The organism is Nocardioides sp. YIM 152588, from assembly GCF_040191335.1.
In the GTDB taxonomy this organism is placed as follows: Bacteria; Actinomycetota; Actinomycetes; order Propionibacteriales; family Nocardioidaceae; genus Nocardioides.
In genome coordinates this window covers 1-18,347 of sequence record NZ_JBEGDJ010000036.1, presented here as the reverse complement: position 1 = coordinate 18,347, position 18,347 = coordinate 1, and the positions used below count along the sequence as shown (strand labels likewise).

Below are 18,347 nucleotides of genomic sequence, written 5' to 3'. Positions count from 1 at the left end.
GTCCATCAGGTGATGGAGATGGAACGGCGAGGCCAGTCGGCTTGTGCATCCTCTCCATCATACGATTGAATGAGACGCGGCTCACAGGCGTGGGTCACAGCGAGGGAGGGACTCGACGATGAATCCGACCAGGACGCCCGCCGGCCGGGTGGCCGTCATCGGCGCCGGCGCCGCCGGGCTGACCGCGGCCAAGGCGCTGCTCGACGAGGGAGTCGAGGTGACCGTCTTCGAGAAGGGCGACCGGCCGGGTGGCCTGTGGGTCCAGGGCAACGCCAGCGGTCTCTCGCCGGCGTACGACAGCCTGCACCTCAACACCTCCAAGGGGCGCACCGAGTTCGCCGACCACCCGATGCCGGCCGAGTGGCCCGACTACCCCTCGGCCGCGCGGATCGCCGGCTACCTGGCCGACTACGCCGACGAGTACGGCGTCACCGAGCGGATCCGCTTCGGCACCTCCGTCGAGTCGACCCGCCGGCTCGAGGACCGCTGGGAGGTCACCACGGAGGCCGGCGACGTCGAGGAGTACGACGCGGTGGTGGTGGCGAACGGCCACAACTGGGACCCGCGCTGGCCCTCGCCGGAGTACCCGGGCACCTTCACCGGGACCCAGATGCACGCCCACGACTACCGCAACCCCGAGGTCTTCCGCGGCCGCCGGGTGCTGGTCGTCGGGATGGGCAACTCGGCCATGGACATCGCCGTCGACGCCTCCCAGGTGGCCGGGGCCCCGGTCATGCTGTCGGCCCGGCACGGCGTGCACATCGTGCCGAAGTACCTCTTCGGCCGCCCCTCCGACGCCACCGGCGCGGCGCTGACCGTGCTGCCGTGGCGGATCCGCCAGCGGATCGCGGAGACCATGCTGCGGCTGGCCGTCGGCCGGCCCGAGAGCTACGGCCTGCCGGCGCCGTCCGGCGGCCTCTTCCAGAACCACCCGACGATCAGCGACACCATCCTCCACCGGCTCACGCACGGCGAGGTCGTCGGCCGCCCCGGCATCGAGCGCTTCGACGGCGACACCGTGGTCTTCACCGACGGGACCAGCGACCGGGTCGACGTCATCGTCTGGGCGACCGGCTACCGGGTGACCATCCCGTTCCTCTCCGACGACTGGCTCGGTGGGGACCCCGAGGCGATGCCGCTCTTCCAGCGCGTCTTCCACCTGGAGGACCCCAGCCTCCTCTTCGTCGGCCTCATGCAGTCCACCGGCGCCGCGCTGCCCGTGGTCGAGGCCCAGGCCAAGCTGGCCGCCGCCTACCTCGGCGGCCGCTACGCGCTGCCCGAGCCGGTCGCGCAGCGCGCCGCGGTCGACCGCGCGCACGCCGCCGCCGTCGAGCGCTGGGGCGCGCGCAAGCGCCCGATGATGCGGATCGACTTCGACGACTACGTCGCCGCGCTGCCGCGCGAGACCGAGGCCGGCGTGCGCCGGGCCCGGTCCGGCGCGACCACCTTCCAGCCCACCCGTCAGGAGATCCACGCGTGAGCCGCTCCGTCCTTCCGCTCCCCGGCGGGCGCCGCAGCCCCGCCGGCCTGCGCGTCCTGATCACCGGGGCGTCCGGCACCATCGGCCGCGAGCTTGGCGCCCGGCTGACCGCCGCCGGCGCCACCGTCGTCGGCCTCGACCTCGCCCCGAGCGGCGAGGAGGCCTTCGAGGTGATCGGCTGCGACGTCACCGACGACGCCAGCGTCGCCGCCGGCGTAGGCAAGGCGCTCGCCTCGCTCGGCGGGCTCGACATCCTGGTGAACAACGCGGGCATCGGCGGCCCCGCGCCGGCCGAGCTGGCCCCGGGCGCCGAGGTGCGCCGCCAGCTCGAGATCAACCTGCTCGGCACCTGGCGGGTCACCGCCGCCTGCGTCGACGCCCTCGTCGAGTCGCGCGGCCGCGTGGTCATGGTCGCCTCGCGGATGGCCGTGATGCAGCTGCCGCTGGCGGCGGCCTACGGCGCCTCCAAGCGGGCGATGGTCGCCTACGCCGACGCGCTCCGCCTCGAGCTGGCCACCCACGTCGACGTCACCTGCGTCTACCCCTCGGCCGTGCGCAGCCCGATCCACGACTCCACCAAGGCCGCCGGCCTCTCGCTGGAGGGCATGAGCACCTACGAGTCCCTCGACGGCGTCGTCGACGCGATCCTCCTCGCCTGCCTCGCCCGCCGCGCGCGGCGGGACGTGACCACCACCCGCAAGGGCGCGGTCGAGTTCTTCCTCTCCCGCCACCTCCCGGCGCTCACCGACCGGATCGTCGCCCGCACGCTGGCCGCGCGGACCGCCACCGGGGCGTTCGACGCCGCCGAGCTGGCCGCCGGCGTGGTGCGGCGCCACCGGGGCCGGGCATGAGCGCGGCGCCCGAGGCGCCGGCGACCTCCGCCGAGGCGGCCGCCCGCCCGGGGGCGGGGGTCCTGTCGACGTACGCCGTCGGCTCGATCGGCATGGGCGTCTGGGTGACCGTGCCCGGGCTGCTCCTGCTCTACTTCCTGACCGACACGCTCGGCGTGCCGGCGTTCCTGGCCGGCCTGACCCTGCTGCTGCCCAAGGTGGTCGACATCGTCGTCCACCCGGTGCTCGGCTCCCGCTCGGACGCGGAGGCCCGGACCCGCGGTCACCGCCGCCGGATGATGCGGGGCGGCCTGCTGCTCGGCGCCGCGATGGTCGCGATGTTCACCGTCCCGGCCGGCCTGAGCGGGTGGCCCGCCGCCGCCTGGGTCGGGGGCTGGTTCATCGTCGGCAACCTGCTCTTCGCGACGTTCCAGGTGCCGTACCTGACGACGCCGTCGGACCTGCGGATCGGCTACCACGAGCGCACCCGGGTCTTCATGTTCCGGATGCTGTTCCTCACCCTCGGCCTCCTGGGCGCCGGCGTCGCGGCACCCGCACTGGTGGCGGGGGAGCGGCGCGGGGACTACGCGCTGATGGCGCTGGTGCTGAGCGTCGTCATGGTGGTCTCGGCGGCGATCGCCCTGATCGGCGTGCGCCGGCTCACCGACGTCGCCGGGTTCCGGGCGCCCGAGGCCCCCGCCGGCGGCCACTCGACGCGCGCCGACCTCCGGATCGCCTGGGGTGACCGGGACTTCCGGGCGCTCGTGCTCTCCTACCTGTTCACCGGGACCACCACCCACCTGTTCCTCGCCGGCGTGCCGTACTACACGGACTACGTCTTCGAGAACACCGGCCTCACCGCGCTGTTCATGGGCGCGTTCCTCGGTCCGGCCGTGCTGGCCGGACCGGCGTGGATGGTCGTCTCCCGCCGGATCGGCAAGCAGCGCGGCCTGCTCATCTGCCAGACCGCCTTCATCGCCGGGTCGCTGGCGCTGCTGGCGGGCGCTGCGCTGGGCGTGCTCGTCACGGCGCTGGTGGTCACGGTGCTCGGCATCGCGTTCGCCGGGCTCCAGCTCTTCGCCTTCTCGATGGTCCCCGACGCGGTCGCGGCGGCCGAGGCCCGCGGCGAGGCGCGCGCCGGCGCCTACACCGGCGTGTGGACCGCGACGGAGGCGACCGGCACTGCGCTCGGCCCCTACGTGTACGCCGCCGCGCTGGCCGCGGGCGGCTTCGTCTCGAGCACCGCGGAGGAGCACGTGGCGCAGTCCGACCCCGCGCTGCGGGCGCTGCTGCTCGGCTTCACGCTGCTGCCGGCGGCCCTGATGGCGGTGGCGATCGTGTTCCAGCGCCGGTGCCGGTTGGACGGCGCGGCGACCCGCGGCTGAGCCCGCTGCGGGGCTCGCCCACCCCGCTAGGACCCCCGTCCCAGACACTCCGGGACGGGGGTCCTAGCACGTCGATCGGGCAGTCGGGGCGATACTCTCGTCGCTCACGCGGGGAGGGCTCGGGAGCAGCTCGCGTGGTGATCGCCGTCCGCTCGGGGGACGGGAACGGCGACGCGCTCAGGCGTGTCGTGCCATCCGACACCCCAGGAGCCCGCGATGCCCGAGCAGTCCACGTCGCGCCAGCGCACCCTGTCGCTGCGCCGGTCGATGCGCCGCGCCGTCGTCCCCGGGGTGGTCGGGATCCTGCTGTCGCTCCTCGTCCCGACGGTCGTCTACTTCGGCCTCTCCGTGCAGGTGCAGCCGCGGCTGGTCGACCTCGCCGACGCCGAGGACGCCGCGCGCGACGCGCACTACGCGATGCTCGACCAGGAGACCGGGCTGCGCGCCTTCCTGGCCACGGGCGACGAGCAGTTCCTGGAGCCCTACGAGGAGGGGCGGAGCGCGCTCGGCGACGCCGACGCGCGGCTGGTCGTCGCTCTCGGCGGTGAGGGTGACCTGCTCACCGACTTCCTGGCGCTGACCCAGGCGCAGCGCGACTGGGAGGACGGCTGGGCCGCGCCCGCGGTGGCGGCGGTGCGCGAGCACGGTGTGGCGGCGCCCGAGGACCTGGCGGTGACGCTGGGGGACGGCAAGGTCGCCTTCGACGCCTACCGCCGCGTCGACCGCCGCCTGCGGTCCGCGATCGGCAACGAGCTGGACCAGGGGACCGCCGACTTCTGGGCGGCGCTGGCGATCACCACGCTCGTCGTCATCGCGATTGGGCTGCTGTCGATCGTGGCGCTGACCGCCGGTCGCCGCCGGATGGCGCGGCAGGTCGTCGCCCCCCTCTCCGAGCTCACCGAGGCGGTCGAGCGGGTCGCCCGCGGCGACCTCTCGGGATCGGTGACCACCAGCTCGCCGGTGCGGGAGCTGCGCGGCCTCGCCGGCGGCCTGGCCGCCATGACCGCCGCCCTCGCCGAGCGCGCCCAGACGGCCACCGACCGTGAGCGCGAGCTGGTCCGCCGCAGCGACCGGCTGCACCACGTGATCGACCTGAGCCGCGAGCTGTCGGAGTCCCTCAGCCTGCGCTACACCAGCCTGCGGCTGATCGCGGCCGTCGAGGAGCTCTCCGGCGCGGTCAGGGTCGAGCTGTGGCTGCACCGCCACGAGCGCCACGAGCTCGTCCGGTACGACGCCGAGGGTGACGGCGGCGGCGTCGTCGTGCCCGTCGTGGAGGAGCCGGAGCGGCTGGGCGACGCCGTGGTGCCGGTCGGGACCGGCGCGGTGGGCCGGGCCGCCCGCTACGGCCGCGTGATCCCGCTGGACGAGCGCCGCGCGACGCAGAGCGTGGACACCCCGCAGCAGGGCGTCGCGATCCCGATGGTGGTCGGCGCCCGGGTGATCGGCGTGCTCACCCTCGAGGCCGCACCGGGGAAGTTCCTCGACCTGGACCTGCTCGACACGCTGATCCTCCAGGGGTCCAGCGCGCTGCAGGCCGCCCGCCTGCACGGCGAGGTGGAGGAGCGGTCGCGGCGCGACGCCCTCACCGGACTGGGCAACCGTCGCCAGTTCGACGCCGACCTCGGCGCGGGCGTCGCGCTGGCGGCCCGCTACGGGCGGCCGATCGCGCTGGCGCTGATCGATCTCGACCACTTCAAGCGGATCAACGACACCTACGGCCACGCCCGCGGCGACGAGGTGCTCCAGGACGCCGCGGCGCTGATCGCCGGGGAGATCCGCGAGGTCGACACCGCCTACCGGTACGGCGGCGAGGAGATCGTCGTGCTGATGCCGGAGACCGACGAGGCCGAGGCCGTCGAGGTCGCCGATCGGCTTCGGGAGCGGGTCGCCCAGGGGTTCCCCTGGGCGGTCGACCCGCCGGTGACGCTGTCGGTCGGCGTCGCCGAGCTCGCCGGTGACGCCGACCCGGTCGAGCTGCTCGCCGCGGCGGACCGGGCGCTCTACGAGGCGAAGCGCCACGGGCGCAACCGGGTCGAGCGCGCGGCGCCGGGCCCGGTCGTCGTGGCCGGCTGACCGACCGTCGGGCGTGCCCCGCCGCGCTCGGTCCGTCGCGCCTTGAGGTGAAGAAGATTCTGCGGTCTAATGACGCTTATGCCGAAAAGTCTTGGTCTAGCCGCCGTTGAATCGGGTGATCGTTCCGACGCGCCCGTCGTGTCCCGTCCTGCCTGGCGCCGGCTCAAGGCCGCCGTGGAGCAGCTCCGCGTGTGGCAGCGCGCCGACGGCTCCCTGGACCTCGAGCGCACCGGCGCGAGTGCCGAGCGCGCGGCCGGCCTGGTCGGCGAGATCGTCGCCGCGGTCGCCGAGCTGGGGTCCGCCATGCCCCACGACGCCGCCTACCACCGTGCGATGGCCGCCGACCTGCGCCGCTGGGCCGAGTCCGGGTTCGGTGTGCCGGACTTCCTCGACTCGCTCCTGGCCTTCCAGCCGGCGGCCGAGCGGACCGACGGTCGGCAGCACCTCGTGGTCTTCCCGATGTACACCCAGAACGGCAACCCGGACCGCAACCTGGAGGCCGTCGTCTTCCGGATGGTCTGGCCCGACTGGCTCGCCGAGCTCGAGGCCACCCGCTTCGACAACCCTCTCTTCTGCGGCATCACCTTCGAGGACTTCACCGCCGGCTACGACACCAACTCCGCGGTGCTCTTCCCCGAGACCGTCGCGGTCCGCGAGGTGCCCGAGCGGTTCAGCTGGGGCGCGATCTTCTGCGACCGCGAGGCCGCCCGCTTCCGCCAGGTGAGCCAGGCGGCGGTCGACCTGCTCGGGGTCGACCTGCCCGACGACGTACGGGACCTGCTGGAGGACCAGCAGCGGTGCCAGGACGCCTTCGTGCTCTGGGACCTGATCCACGACCGCGCGCACAGCCACGGCGACCTGCCGTTCGACCCGTTCATGATCAAGCAGCGCCAGCCGTTCTGGATGTACGGCCTCGAAGAGCTGCGCTGCGACCTGACGGCCTTCAGCGCCGCGCTCGAGCTGGAGCGCGACGGGGTCGCCCAGGCCCGCGACGTCCAGCACGCGATCCTCTTCGACCGGATGTTCCGCTTCCCGGTGACCGGCGACCGCGTCCGCAACTACGACGGCCTCGGCGGCCAGCTGCTCTTCTCCTACCTGCACAAGCACGAGGCGATCCGCTGGACCGACAACTCGCTGCGCATCGACTGGCAGCGCGCCACCCAGGTCACCGCCGCGCTGTGCCACGAGATCGAGCGCCTCTACCGCGACGGGATCGACCGGCCCAAGCTGGTGCACTGGATGGCCGGCTACGACCTGGTGCGCCGCTACCTCAGCCCGCACCCGGCCTCCCTGTGGGCCCGCGGCGCCGAGGCGCTGGACCTGGCCCAGCCGCCGCGCGCGCTGGTCGACGACGTGCTGCCCGACGAGTTCCCGCTGAGCATGTTCTACGAGGCCCTCGCCAAGAAGCTCAAGCAGGTCATCGCCGGCACGCGCGGGATCACCGCCGCGGCCTGATCCCGGCACCGGACCCGGCGGGGCCCGTCGATACCATCGACGGGCCCCGCACTGCTCCGCGGCCGCCGCCGCGCGCGGCGGTCCGCGTCCACGAACGAACGGAACGACCAGTGGCCGACCAGCCGTCCCCGACCGCCGCCCACCGCCGCCACGACCCCGAGGCGCGGCACTTCGCCAGCGACAACTACGCCGGCGTCCACCCCGAGGTGCTCGCCGCATTGGCGACCGCCAACGGCGGCCACGCGGTCTCCTACGGCGAGGACCCCTACAGCGAGCACCTGCAGGGCCTCATGTCCGGGCTGTTCGGCGCCGAGGTGGCGGCGTACCCGGTCTTCAACGGCACCGGCGCCAACGTGCTGGCGCTGCAGGCCGTGACGGACCGCTGGGGCTCCGTCATCTGCGCCGAGACCGCCCACATCAACTGCGACGAGGGCGGGGCGCCCGAGCAGGTCGCCGGGCTCAAGCTGCACGCCGTGCCGACCCCGGACGGCAAGCTCACCCCCGAGCTGGTCGACCGCCAGGCGTGGGGCTTCGACGACGAGCACCGGGCGATGCCGCAGGCGGTCTCGATCACCCAGTCGACCGAGCTCGGCACGCTGTACACGCCCGACGAGGTCCGGGCGCTGGCCGACCACGTCCACGGCCTCGGCATGCGGCTCCACCTGGACGGCGCCCGGCTCGCCAACGCCGCGGCGGCCCTCGAGGTCCCGGTGCGCGAGTTCACGTCGGACGCCGGCGTCGACATCCTCTCCTTCGGCGCCACCAAGAACGGCGCGCTCGGCGCCGAGGCGGTCGTGATCATGGACCCGTCCTCGGTCGCGCGCCCGCGCCACCTGCGCAAGCGCTCGATGCAGCTGGCCAGCAAGATGCGCTTCCTGTCGGTCCAGTTCGAGGCGCTGCTCGCCGACGGGCTGTGGCTGCGGCTGGCCGGCCAGGCGAACGCCATGGCGCAGCGGCTGGCCGACGGTGTCGCGCAGATCGACGGCGTCGAGATCCTCTACCCGGTGCAGGCCAACGCGGTCTTCGCCCGGCTCCCGCACGAGGTGACGCGCCGGCTCCAGGAGCGGCACCGCTTCTACTTCTGGGACGAGGCCGCGGGCGACGTCCGGTGGATGTGCTCCTACGACACCACCGCCGAGGACGTCGACGGATTCCTCGACTCGATCCGCGCCGAGATCGGGCGCTGACCAGCCCGGATCTGCCTGAACGCTCGGCCAACGTGACATGGCTCACGGCCGACGTTTTCGGGAGCGGTAGGCGCCGCGGTTAGCGTCGCGGACTTCGTGTCCCCGACGAGAGGTCCCTCGTGTCGCGCAAGCTCGGTGCGCTCCTGTCCGCGTCCGCCGTCCTGGTGGCGGCGGTCTCCGCCGCCGTCACCGTCCCGGCGACGGCGAACCCCGGCTACCACTACGACGAGCCGCCCGGCGGCAGGTTCAGCGCCGGGCCGCCGTACCGGTTCGTGACGTCGTTGACCGGCAGCCACGAGCCGATGCGTGACGGAGCCTCCCGGGTGCTCCGGACCGAGCACGGCTACCGCTTCGTCAGTGGTGGGCAGCACAACCGCGTGAAGATCACCGAGACCTCGGCCGGCGTGCGCATCGCCGACGCCCGGACCAAGCGCTTCAAGAAGCTTCCGGCGGCGTGCGAGAAGGCGAAGGCGCGCCGCGGCTCGGCGGCCGTCTGCAAGATCCCCGGGGACGTCACCGCCGCCCAGCCGCTCCTGGTCGAGGTGTGGCCGCGGCTCGGCAACGACCACGTCGACGGGTCGTCGCTCTCGTCCCGGTTCGCGCTCACGGTCCTCGGCGACCGCGGCCGCGAGCTCGTCCGCTTCGGCGCGGGCCCGGACTTCTTCAACGGCTTCCGCGGCGCCGACCGCGTCTACGGCGGGGCCGGCAACGACTGGCTCCGCAGCGGCGTCGGGAACGACGTCGTGGTCGCCGGACCGGGCGACGATCAGATCATGGATCTCGGTGGCTCCGACCGGCTCTTCGGCGGCACCGGCGACGACCGGATCAACGGCAAGGGCCCCGGCAAGGACGTCATCAAGGGCGGCCCGGGGGACGACATCACCCGCTGACCCGCGGCGCCCCGGGAGACCCCTCAGGTTCGTCCCGGGGCTGCCGAGAGGGAAGCACATGAGGTCCAAGTCGCGCGGGGGGCGCGGGCGGTCGATCGGGCGGTCGAGCCGGCAGACGACCGGGCAGACGACCGGGCAGGCGATCGAGGGTCCGGAGCTGTTGAAGCCGGTCACCCTCGTCGTCCGGCGCGGCGACGGCAGCGTCGAGGAGCTGGCCAGCCAGGTCCAGGACCTCGAGCAGGGCGCGGACGGCTGGATCGCGACCCTGGCCCGCCCGGAGCGTGCCGACGGCCTCCCGGTCGCGCGTCCCGGCGACGCCGACTGGATCGACCTGCGCTGGGTCACCCCGACCGGCCTCGCCCGGGTCCCTGTGGAGGCCGCGGGCGCGAGCCGTCCCTACGGGCCGGTCTGGCTGGCCACGCCGCTGGGCGCGGTCGACCGCGAGCAGCGGCGCGCGCACTTCCGGGTCGCGCTGGCCGCCGACCTCACGGTGACGCGGGTCGTCGCGGAGGGCACGGACGAGGCGGACGCCGCCGAGGAGCCGCGGCCCGAGCGCGGCTGGGTGGTCGACCTCGGCGAGGGCGGGGTGCTCGCCGGGCTCGAGGGCGACCTGCCCGCCGTGGGCGAGCTGGTCGACGTCGCGATCGCCCTCGACGCCGGCGAGGTACGACGCCGGGCCCGCGTCGTCCGCCCGGTCTCCTTCCCGGGCGGCACGTCCGGCGTGGCCCTGGAGTTCACGGGACCGCACACCGGCGACCGGGCACTCCGCGAGGCGCTCCTGGACGCCCAGCGCCGGCAGGCGCGCAGCCGCCTCGGCTGACCGCGAACAGGGGCTCGGGGCGCGCCGACCCGGGCTCGGGCCGACTCCGGGCTCAGTCGTGGAAGCCCATCCGGAACACCTCGAACGGCGTCGCGAAGGCGACGCCCATCCGGGTGCCGTTCGCGCGGGCCATGCCCTCCAGGAACTCCCGCGGGTCCCACCCCTCCCAGCCGAGCCCGTCGATGTAGGCGCGGTGCGCCCGCAGCGAGGCCACCCCGGCGTCGAAGGTGGCGGTCGTGTCCACGCCGTGCGCGGCCAGCGGCGACCCGGCCGCCCACACCTCGCGCACCCCGCCCCACGGCTCGAGGCCGCCCTCCACCTGCTCGTGGAAGACCCAGCGGTTGCCGGCGTCGCGCACCGCGTCGAGGACCGCCCGGCCGACGGCGATGTGGTCCGCCTGGTTGAGGTTGGTGCCGCCGAAGGTGTCGCGGAAGTTCCCGGTGACGACGATCTCGGGCCGGTGCCGGCGCACCGCCTCGGCGAGCAGCCGGCGCAGCGGCACGCCGTACTCCAGGATCCCGTCCGGCTGGCCCAGGAACTCGACCAGGTCGACCCCGACGACGCGCGCCGACTCGACCTGCTCGGCCTCGCGGACGGTCCGGCACTCCGCCGGCGCCAGGCCGTCGATCCCCGCCTCGCCGCTGGTCACCATGCAGTAGACGACCTGCTTGCCCTGGCCCGTCCAGCGCGCCACCGCGGCGGCGGCGCCGAACTCCATGTCGTCGGGGTGCGCGACGATGCACAGCGCCCGCTCCCAGTCCTCGGTCAGCGGGTCGAGCGGTGGCGGCACGTCCATGCTCCGAGCATGCCGGGCCGTGGCCGCGCCGTCGAGGGGATCAGCCGTCGGGGGATCAGCCGCCCGGGAGCGGTGTCACCGCGAGCGCGGTGAGCGTCGCCTCGCCGCGGAGCACCTGCACGCCGACCGAGCCGGACGGGTAGAGCCCGTCGGTCACGGCCAGCTCCGCGCCGGCCAGCCGGGCGGTGATCGTGTCACCCGCGGCGACCACCTCGAGCTCGACGACGCCGCCGCGGGGCCGGGGCACCCGGAGGCTCCCCAGCACGGTGCGGGTGGCCCCGTCGGTGCGCGAGATCGTCAGCACGGAGCCCCGTGCGCGCCAGGCGACCAGGTAGCCCCGCTGGGCCTGCGGTCCGACCGCCGGCGCGGTGGCGCGGACGAGCAGCCCGGCCGTACCCCGGTGGTGCACCCGCAGCGACGCCGTCACCCGCAGGTCGGCGTGGTCGCCGTCGCGCAGCACCAGCTTCTCGCCGCTGCGGAAGGCGTTGACCGGCCGCCGCGGCACCCGGCCCAGGTGGACGCCCTCGCCGTCCTCGGCGAGGAGCTGCTGGTGGCCGTAGTACTCGAGGTCCGCCCGGGCGCCCGCCGGCCCCGGGTACCGGAGCTCGACGGGCCCGGAGACCGCCCGCGGCGCCGTGCCGGACGGCAGCGGCAGCGGCACTCCCGCGGCGATCGGCGGGTCGAGCACGGGCTCGCCGGTCGCGGTCCACCCGACGGGTCGGAGGTGGACCACCCGGCGGAAGCTGACGTCGGCGGCGATCTTGCGGTGGAACGCGAGCCACCACTCGGTGCCGTCGGGGGAGTCGACCACGGTGCCGTGCCCGACGCCGAGCGCGAGCGGGGTCGAGGTGAGCAGCGGCGCCGGGTGCTTGCGCCACGCCGCGGGGTCGAGCGGGTCGTCCCCGACCAGCTCCAGCATCCCCATCGTGTACGACGCGCGCAGCGCGCTGCTCGCCGAGAACAGCACGAACGTGCGGCCGCCGCGCCGCAGCACCTGCGGCCCCTCGTTGATCCCTGCGCTGGCGGGGTCGTCGGGGTGGATCCGTTCCCAGGCGTGGTCGGTCGGCGCGCTGATCATGACGCGGGGCCCGGCCAGCTCCGTGGGGGAGGCCAGGGCGGCCGCGTACAGGTGCTGGACCGGGTGCTCGTCGTCGGGCCAGCCGGACCAGAGCGCGTACCGGCGCCCCGCCACCTCGAGCACGGTCATGTCGATCGCCCACTGCGCGGGGCCGCCGGCGTCGCCGGTGGACAGCGGTCCGTGCAGCGTGTAGGCGCCCTGCGGGTCGTCGGTGTCCGCGACCAGGACGTAGGCGCGGTGCGTGCGGTCGTGCCCGTCGGAGGCCGCGAGGTAGATGTGCCAGCGCCCGTCGAGGCGGACCAGCTCGGGCGCCCAGACCTCGGCCGACGTCGGGCCGTCCGCGGGCGCCCGCCAGACCACCCGCCGGTCGCCGACCCGGGTCGCGCTCCGCGACACCCCGACCGCGACGCCGCGATCGCCCTCGGTCTGGCACCACAGGTACCGGTCGCCGTCGCGGACCAGGTACGGGTCCGCCCCCTCGGCCACCGGGTTGACGAACCAGCCGGCCGGGAGCGGGCTGCGCGGGTCGCCGGCCGGGACGGTCGGGGAGGGGTCCCCGATCGCGGGGTGGCCGTGGCGCAACCCGGAGCGGGTCCGGGCGCCGCCGAGCCCGAGGCGGCGTGCGGCGCCGCGCGCGAGCGCCGCGGCCGCCACCCGGCTCAGCGCCGCGCCCGGTGCCAGGCGACGACCGCCAGCGTCGCCAGCACCCCCGCGGCGACGAGACCGCGGGGGACCTCGCCGTGCGCCCGGGAGGACAGGACGGCGTGGTCGGACTCGGCCGACAGCAGGGCGCCCCGGCTGCGGTGCGAGAGTGCGGCGCCCGTGCTCTGGTTCGAGAGCACGGAGAGCAGCGACATCGACGAGCAGATCGAGCCCACCGACGCGAACGAGGCGACGCTGCCCACCGAGGCGCACGACGCCGCGCTGCCGATCGAGAGGAACGAGTCCTGCGAGCAGATCGAGAGGGTGGAGTTCTCCGACCAGAGCGACCACATGGGGGAAGCCTAGGCCCGTCGGCGGTCGTAGCCTGCCGGGGTGATCAAGTATCTCGGCTCCAAGCGGACCCTGGTCCCGGTGCTGGCCGAGATCGCCGTCGGTGCCGGCGCCCGCACCGCGTTGGACCTGTTCACCGGCACCACGCGGGTGGCGCAGGAGCTCAAGCGGCGTGGGCTGGTGGTGACGGCGACCGACCTGGCGACGTACGCGGCGGTGCTGAGCGACTGCTACGTGGCCACCGACGCCGCCGCCGTCGACGCGGACGAGCTCGCCGCCGAGCTGCGTCGCCTGGACGCGCTGCCCGGTCACCGCGGCTACGTCACGGAGACGTTCTGCGAGCGCGCACGCTTCTTCCGCCCGGAGAACGGGTGCCGGATCGACGCGATCCGCGACGAGATCGACCGGGCGCACCCGCCGGGCAGCCCCCTGCGCCCGATCCTGCTGACCAGCCTGCTGATCGCCGCCGACCGCGTCGACTCCACGATCGGGATCCAGATGGCCTACCTGAAGGAGTGGGCGCCGCGGTCGCTGCGCCCCCTGGCGCTGGAGGCTCCGTGCCTGCTTCCGGGCGTGGGGCGGACCGTCCTGGGCGACGCGATGGTCACCGTGGACGCGCTGGCGCCCGTCGACCTCGCGTACGTCGACCCGCCCTACAACCACCACCGGTACTTCTCGAACTACCACATCTGGGAGACCCTGGTCCGCTGGGACGCCCCCGAGCACTACGGGGTGGCCTGCAAGCGGGTCGACGTCCGGGACGACGCGACCCGGAGCGTGTTCAACAGCCGTGCGGAGATGCCTGCCGCGCTGGCGCGGCTGCTGCTCCGGCTGCGGGCGGAGGTCGTGGTGGTCTCCTACAACGACGAGTCGTGGGTGAGCGCCGCCGACATCGACGGGATGCTCCGCGCCGCCGGCCACGAGGAGGTGGTCACGCTGGCCTTCGACCGCAAGCGGCACGTCGGCGCGCAGATCGGGATCCACGGCCCGTCGGGGGTGCGGGTCGGCGAGGTGGGCCGGCTGCGCAACGTGGAGTACCTCTTCGTCGCGGGGGACCGGGATCGGACCCGCGCCGCGGCCGCGCTGGCCGCGGCCCGGCCGACCGGCTGACGGCGTACCGCCGCGAGGGTGGGCCCGGTCAGCGGGCGCCGGCGATCAGCAGCCGGTCGCCGTCCTGGACGAGCTTGAGCGTGACGCGCTCGACCCGGCGCTGCCCGCCGAGCCAGTAGGCGTAGTTGTAGCTGACGGTGAGCGCGTCGGGGTCGGCCCAGACGGCGCGGATCCGCGGGCTCTGCACGGCGCCCCAGAACTCCGTGTAGTCGGGGCTGGCCGCCTGGTAGGCCGGCGTCAGGTAGGTGAACCCGGCCGCGGGGTCGGCGGCGGCGGTCGTGACGTAGGTGCGTGCGAACGCCTTCATCTCCCCGACGGTCGGCTGCTCGGCCGCGGTCGTCGTCGGGCTGGTCGGAGCCGACGTGCTCGGCTCGGCCTCGGTGGACTTCTTCGCCTTCTTCGTCTTCGCGGACCCGGCCACCTGCGCCGCCGCCCCGGTGCCGTCGCCGTCGTTGCCTCCGCCGGTGACCAGCAGCAGGCCGCCCACGACGGCGATCGCCACCACCAGCGCGGCCGCGAGGACGAGCACGCCGGGTCGGGCCCGGTCGCCACGGGCCGGCGGAGCCTCCTCCGGACGCGGCCTGCGCGGCGGGACCGGGGGCAGGCTCGCGGTCGCCGTGGTCGGCGGCGTCGACCGCGGCGGGCGCGGGGGTGGCGGCGCCATGGTCGGCAGCACCGCGGTGCTCTCGGGGCCGTGGGACTCGGCGACCCGCGCCCGCAGGTAGGCGACGATGTCGGCCATCGTGGGCCGCTGCCGCGGGTCCTGGTTGAGCGTCACCTCGAGCAGCGGGGCGAGCCAGCCGGCCGACGACAGGCGCGGCGGCGGCTCGTTGACGATCCGGTACAGGGTCGCGAGCACGTTGTCGTCGGTGGTCTCGTACGGCGGCCGGCCGGCGAGCGCGTGGTAGAGCGTCGCGCCGAAGGCCCAGACGTCGCTGGCCGCGGTGGCGCTGCCGCCGGTGGCGATCTCCGGGGCGAGGTAGGCCGGCGACCCGGTGACCAGGCCGGCCTGCGTGAGCGTCGCGTCCGCGACGGCGCGGGCGATGCCGAAGTCCGAGAGCTTCACCGTGCCCTCGCGGTCGATGAGGATGTTCGAGGGCTTCACGTCGCGGTGCACGATGCCGGCCTCGTGCGCGGCGGCCAGCGCCTCCGCGGCCTGGACGAGCACCGCGGCTGCGGCGGGCGGCGCCAGGGCGCCGCCGGTCCGGATGCGCTCGGCGAGCGTCGTCCCCGGCACGTGCTCCATGACCAGCCAGCGGTCGCCGTCCGACTCGACGAGGTCGAAGATCGCCACCACGTGCGGGTGGTTGACGCGCGCGGCCAGCCGGGCCTCCCGCTCGGCGCGCACGGTGTCCATCGGCCCGGTACCCGCAGGCGTCCCGAGTCGCTTGAGGGCCACCTCGCGTCCGAGCACGTCGTCGCGCCCGAGCCAGACCGGGCCGGACGCGCCGCGGCCGATCTCGCGCTCGAGCGTGTAGCGGTCGCCTACTCGACTGATCCCCATGACCGCGCCAGCCTAGCGGCGCCGTGGGGACCGGTCCGACCTGCGGACGGCCCGGGTCACGTCGTTGCCGGCTCGCTGCGCCACCGCGTCGGCCAGGGGACGAGGCGGCGCTCGCGGCGGTGCTGTCCGGGGGCCGGCGCCGCCGCCATCGTGGGCAGGTCCGCGGGATGGGGGACCGCGGACCGGGCGGGGCCGGCGGGCGTCGTGGCCGGCGCGGCGGGCGCCACGGCGTGCGCGGCCCCGGCCCGCAGGAACTCGGCGACCTGCGCCATCGTCGGCCTCGCCTCGGCGTCGCGCGACATGGTCGACCGCAGCAGCGGCGCGAGCCAGCCGGCGTCGTCCAGCCGCGGCGGCTCCTCGTTGACGATCTTGTAGAGGGCGCCCATCAGGCTGTCGGTGACCTCGTAGGGCGGCACCCCCGCGAGCACGTGGAACAGGGTGGCGCCGAAGGCCCACACGTCGCTGGCCGCGACGGCCGACCCGCCCGCGGCGACCTCGGGGGAGAGGTACGCCGGGGAGCCGGTGACCAGCCCGGTGCGGGTCAGCGAGGCGTCGGTGACGCCCTTGGCGATGCCGAAGTCGGACAGCTTGGCGGCGCCGTCGGCGTCGATCAGGATGTTGGAGGGCTTGATGTCGCGGTGGACGACGCCGACCTCGTGGGCGGCGGCCAGCGCCTCGGCGATGTCGGCCAGCAGCGGCGCCGCCTCGTCCGCGGACAGGCCGCCGCGCTCCCGGATCCGCTGGCTGAGCGTGCCGCCGCTGACGTGCTCCATGACGAGCCAATGGTCGTCCTGGGTCTCCACCAGGTCGAAGACCGTCACCACGCGGGGGTGCTGCACCCGTGCCGTCATCCGGGCCTCCCGCTCGGCGCGGAGCCCCTCGACGTCCTCGGCGCCGGGCGCCGCGCCGAGTCGCTTGAGCGCGACCTCGCGGCCGAGCAGTTCGTCCGTCCCGAGCCACACCGGCCCGGACCCACCGCGGCCGATCTCCCGCTCCAGGCGGTAGCGGCCGTCGACCGTGCGCGTCGTCGTCATACGCGGCATCACCCCTATCCTTGAGCCTGCTTACCCAACCGCGCGCAAGGTATGCGTGCGCCGCCTGAAAGGCTGATCGTTGTCTGTCGACCCGACCCTGCTGGACGACCTGGAGTGGCGCGGCCTCATCGCCGAGTCCACCGACCGTGAGGCGCTGCGTGCGGCGCTGAGCGAGGGGAGCGTCCGCTTCTATGTCGGCTTCGACCCGACCGCCCCCAGCCTGCACATGGGCAACCTGCTCCAGCTCGTCACCGCGCGCCGCCTGCAGGACGCCGGCCACACGCCGTACCTCCTCGTCGGTGGCGCGACCGGCATGATCGGCGACCCGCGCGACTCCGGCGAGCGCACCCTCAACTCGGCCGAGACCGTGCGGTCGTGGGTCGAGCGCCTGCGCGGGCAGGTGAGCGCGTTCGTCTCCTTCGAGGGCGACAACGGCGCCACCATCGTCAACAACTACGACTGGACCGCGAACCTGTCGACGATCGACTTCCTGCGCGACGTCGGCAAGCACTTCCCGGTCAACCGGATGCTGGGGCGCGAGACCGTGCGCCGGCGGCTGGAGGCCGGCGGGATCAGCTACACGGAGTTCTCCTACGTGCTGCTGCAGTCGATGGACTACCTGCACCTGTTCCGCGAGCACGGGGTCACGCTGCAGTTCGGCGGCTCCGACCAGTGGGGCAACCTCACCGGTGGCGCGGAGCTGATCCGCCGGGCCGCGGGCGGCACGGCGCACGCCTTCGCGACGCCGCTGGTCACCAAGGCGGACGGCACCAAGTACGGCAAGACCGAGGGCGGCGCGCTCTGGCTCGACCCGGAGATGATGGCGCCCTACGCCTTCCACCAGTTCTGGCTCAACGTGGAGGACGAGAAGGTGGGCGAGCTGCTGCGCGTCTTCACGTTCCTCGGCCACGACGAGATCGAGGCGATCGAGGCCCGCCACGCGGAGAAGCCGTTCCTGCGCGAGGCCCAGAAGGTGCTGGCCGACGAGGTGACCACGCTGGTCCACGGCGCGGGGGAGACCGAGCTGGCGAAGGCCGCCGCTCAGGCTCTCTTCGGCAGCGGCGACATCACCGCGCTGCCCGGCGCGACGGTCGCGGCCGCGCTGGGGGAGACCGGCGTGGTCGACGTCGAGCGCGGCGCGGTGCCCGACATCGTCGAGCTGCTGACGCTCACCGGGCTGGCGAAGTCGAAGGGCGAGGCGCGGCGCGCGGTCGCCGAGGGCGGCGCCTACCTGAACAACGTGCGCGTGGAGGACCCGGAGCTGGTTCCGGACGCGGCTGCGCTGATCGACGGGACCTGGTTGGTGCTGCGCCGCGGGAAGAAGCGGTACGCCGGCGTGCGCGTGGCCTGAAACCCCAGGTCAGAGGCGGTTTCCGGGCCACAGCGGCCCGCTGTGGCCCGGGTCACCGCCCCCCGATTTGTGCAGTTCTGGGGGAGTGCGTAATGTTCTCTTTGTCGCCGGGTGCGGCGGGAGGCAAGACGCCGGTCTGGCGGAGGGCTTCCGGCTCCGGTGGCCGCTTCTGGGTCTTGAATCTTCTGGGTTCGGGGTCTGGGTCATCTGCGCGGAGATTGATCTGCCCTGGTTGGGGTGGGGATGCTCCGGTGCGTGTGATGTTTGAGAACTCAACAGTGTGTCATGCAAGTGATGGTTTGTTGTGAATTGTTTGTGCGCATTCACTGACTGTCCGGGCCGTTTGGTTTGGTTGTTGGTG

Annotated in this window: 15 protein-coding genes; 10 read left to right on the top strand and 5 right to left on the bottom strand. The window is 74.4% G+C overall.

The genetic code is table 11. The features are described 5' to 3' along the window. Nucleotides 1-118 precede the first annotated feature (118 nt). The 8 genes from ABLM29_RS15865 (at nucleotide 119) to ABLM29_RS15830 (ending at nucleotide 10,120) form a co-directional block, all read left to right on the top strand. Nucleotides 119-1,480: a flavin-containing monooxygenase gene (locus ABLM29_RS15865; RefSeq protein WP_349715170.1), complete on the top strand. Its 1,362-nt coding sequence runs from the start codon at nucleotides 119-121 to the stop codon at nucleotides 1,478-1,480. Then, nucleotides 1,477-2,331 carry an SDR family NAD(P)-dependent oxidoreductase gene (locus ABLM29_RS15860; RefSeq protein WP_349715169.1) on the top strand — a complete coding sequence of 285 codons (855 nt, stop codon included), beginning with the start codon at nucleotides 1,477-1,479 and terminating at the stop codon, nucleotides 2,329-2,331. The genes ABLM29_RS15865 and ABLM29_RS15860 overlap by 4 nt, the downstream gene beginning before the upstream one ends. Further along, nucleotides 2,328-3,695, top strand: a complete 1,368-nt coding sequence (locus tag ABLM29_RS15855) for an MFS transporter (RefSeq protein WP_349715167.1) — start codon at nucleotides 2,328-2,330, stop codon at nucleotides 3,693-3,695. The genes ABLM29_RS15860 and ABLM29_RS15855 overlap by 4 nt, the downstream gene beginning before the upstream one ends. A 216-nt stretch (nucleotides 3,696-3,911) precedes the next feature. After that, complete coding sequence (locus ABLM29_RS15850; protein WP_349715165.1) at nucleotides 3,912-5,768, top strand: sensor domain-containing diguanylate cyclase; 1,857 nt, start codon at nucleotides 3,912-3,914, stop codon at nucleotides 5,766-5,768. A 138-nt stretch (nucleotides 5,769-5,906) separates the two neighbouring features. After that, nucleotides 5,907-7,223, top strand: a complete 1,317-nt coding sequence (locus ABLM29_RS15845; protein WP_349715164.1) for a DUF6421 family protein — start codon at nucleotides 5,907-5,909, stop codon at nucleotides 7,221-7,223. A 110-nt stretch (nucleotides 7,224-7,333) separates the two neighbouring features. Beyond that, entirely contained in the window at nucleotides 7,334-8,410 is a 1,077-nt protein-coding gene (locus ABLM29_RS15840) for a threonine aldolase family protein (RefSeq protein WP_349715163.1), read from the top strand. Nucleotides 8,411-8,529: 119 nt separating this feature from the next. Then, the gene (locus ABLM29_RS15835; protein WP_349715161.1) at nucleotides 8,530-9,300 is read left to right on the top strand and encodes a calcium-binding protein; all 771 of its coding nucleotides are present in this window, start codon (nucleotides 8,530-8,532) and stop codon (nucleotides 9,298-9,300) included. Nucleotides 9,301-9,358: 58 nt separating this feature from the next. Next, nucleotides 9,359-10,120, top strand: coding sequence for a PilZ domain-containing protein (locus ABLM29_RS15830; RefSeq protein WP_349715160.1), 762 nt, complete (start codon nucleotides 9,359-9,361; stop codon nucleotides 10,118-10,120). A gap of 52 nt (nucleotides 10,121-10,172) precedes the next feature. On the opposite strand, the gene ABLM29_RS15825 is transcribed toward ABLM29_RS15830, so the two are convergent. Genes ABLM29_RS15825 through ABLM29_RS15815 form a run of 3 tightly spaced genes read right to left on the bottom strand, consistent with a single transcriptional unit; the run spans nucleotide 10,173 to nucleotide 12,989 of the window. Then, nucleotides 10,173-10,916, bottom strand: coding sequence for a PIG-L deacetylase family protein (locus ABLM29_RS15825; RefSeq protein WP_349715159.1), 744 nt, complete (start codon nucleotides 10,914-10,916; stop codon nucleotides 10,173-10,175). Nucleotides 10,917-10,971: 55 nt separating this feature from the next. Beyond that, a complete protein-coding gene (locus tag ABLM29_RS15820) occupies nucleotides 10,972-12,648 on the bottom strand; it encodes a glycoside hydrolase family 43 protein (protein WP_349715157.1) in 1,677 nt (558 codons plus the stop codon). Between the two features lie 5 nt (nucleotides 12,649-12,653). Next, a complete protein-coding gene (locus ABLM29_RS15815; protein ID WP_349715155.1) occupies nucleotides 12,654-12,989 on the bottom strand; it encodes a hypothetical protein in 336 nt (111 codons plus the stop codon). Between the two features lie 40 nt (nucleotides 12,990-13,029). On the opposite strand from ABLM29_RS15815, the gene ABLM29_RS15810 reads away from it, so the two are divergent. Then, the gene (locus ABLM29_RS15810; protein ID WP_349715154.1) at nucleotides 13,030-14,097 is read left to right on the top strand and encodes a DNA adenine methylase; all 1,068 of its coding nucleotides are present in this window, start codon (nucleotides 13,030-13,032) and stop codon (nucleotides 14,095-14,097) included. A gap of 28 nt (nucleotides 14,098-14,125) precedes the next feature. Here ABLM29_RS15810 and ABLM29_RS15805 read toward each other — a convergent pair whose 3' ends face one another. Further along, a complete protein-coding gene (locus tag ABLM29_RS15805) occupies nucleotides 14,126-15,601 on the bottom strand; it encodes a serine/threonine-protein kinase (protein ID WP_349715152.1) in 1,476 nt (491 codons plus the stop codon). Nucleotides 15,602-15,657: 56 nt separating this feature from the next. Beyond that, nucleotides 15,658-16,644, bottom strand: a complete 987-nt coding sequence (locus tag ABLM29_RS15800) for a serine/threonine-protein kinase (protein ID WP_349715150.1) — start codon at nucleotides 16,642-16,644, stop codon at nucleotides 15,658-15,660. 70 nt (nucleotides 16,645-16,714) lie between these two features. On the opposite strand from ABLM29_RS15800, the gene tyrS reads away from it, so the two are divergent. Then, nucleotides 16,715-17,986: a tyrosine--tRNA ligase gene (tyrS, locus tag ABLM29_RS15795; protein ID WP_349715148.1), complete on the top strand. Its 1,272-nt coding sequence runs from the start codon at nucleotides 16,715-16,717 to the stop codon at nucleotides 17,984-17,986. The last annotated feature ends 361 nt before the right edge of the window (nucleotides 17,987-18,347 follow it).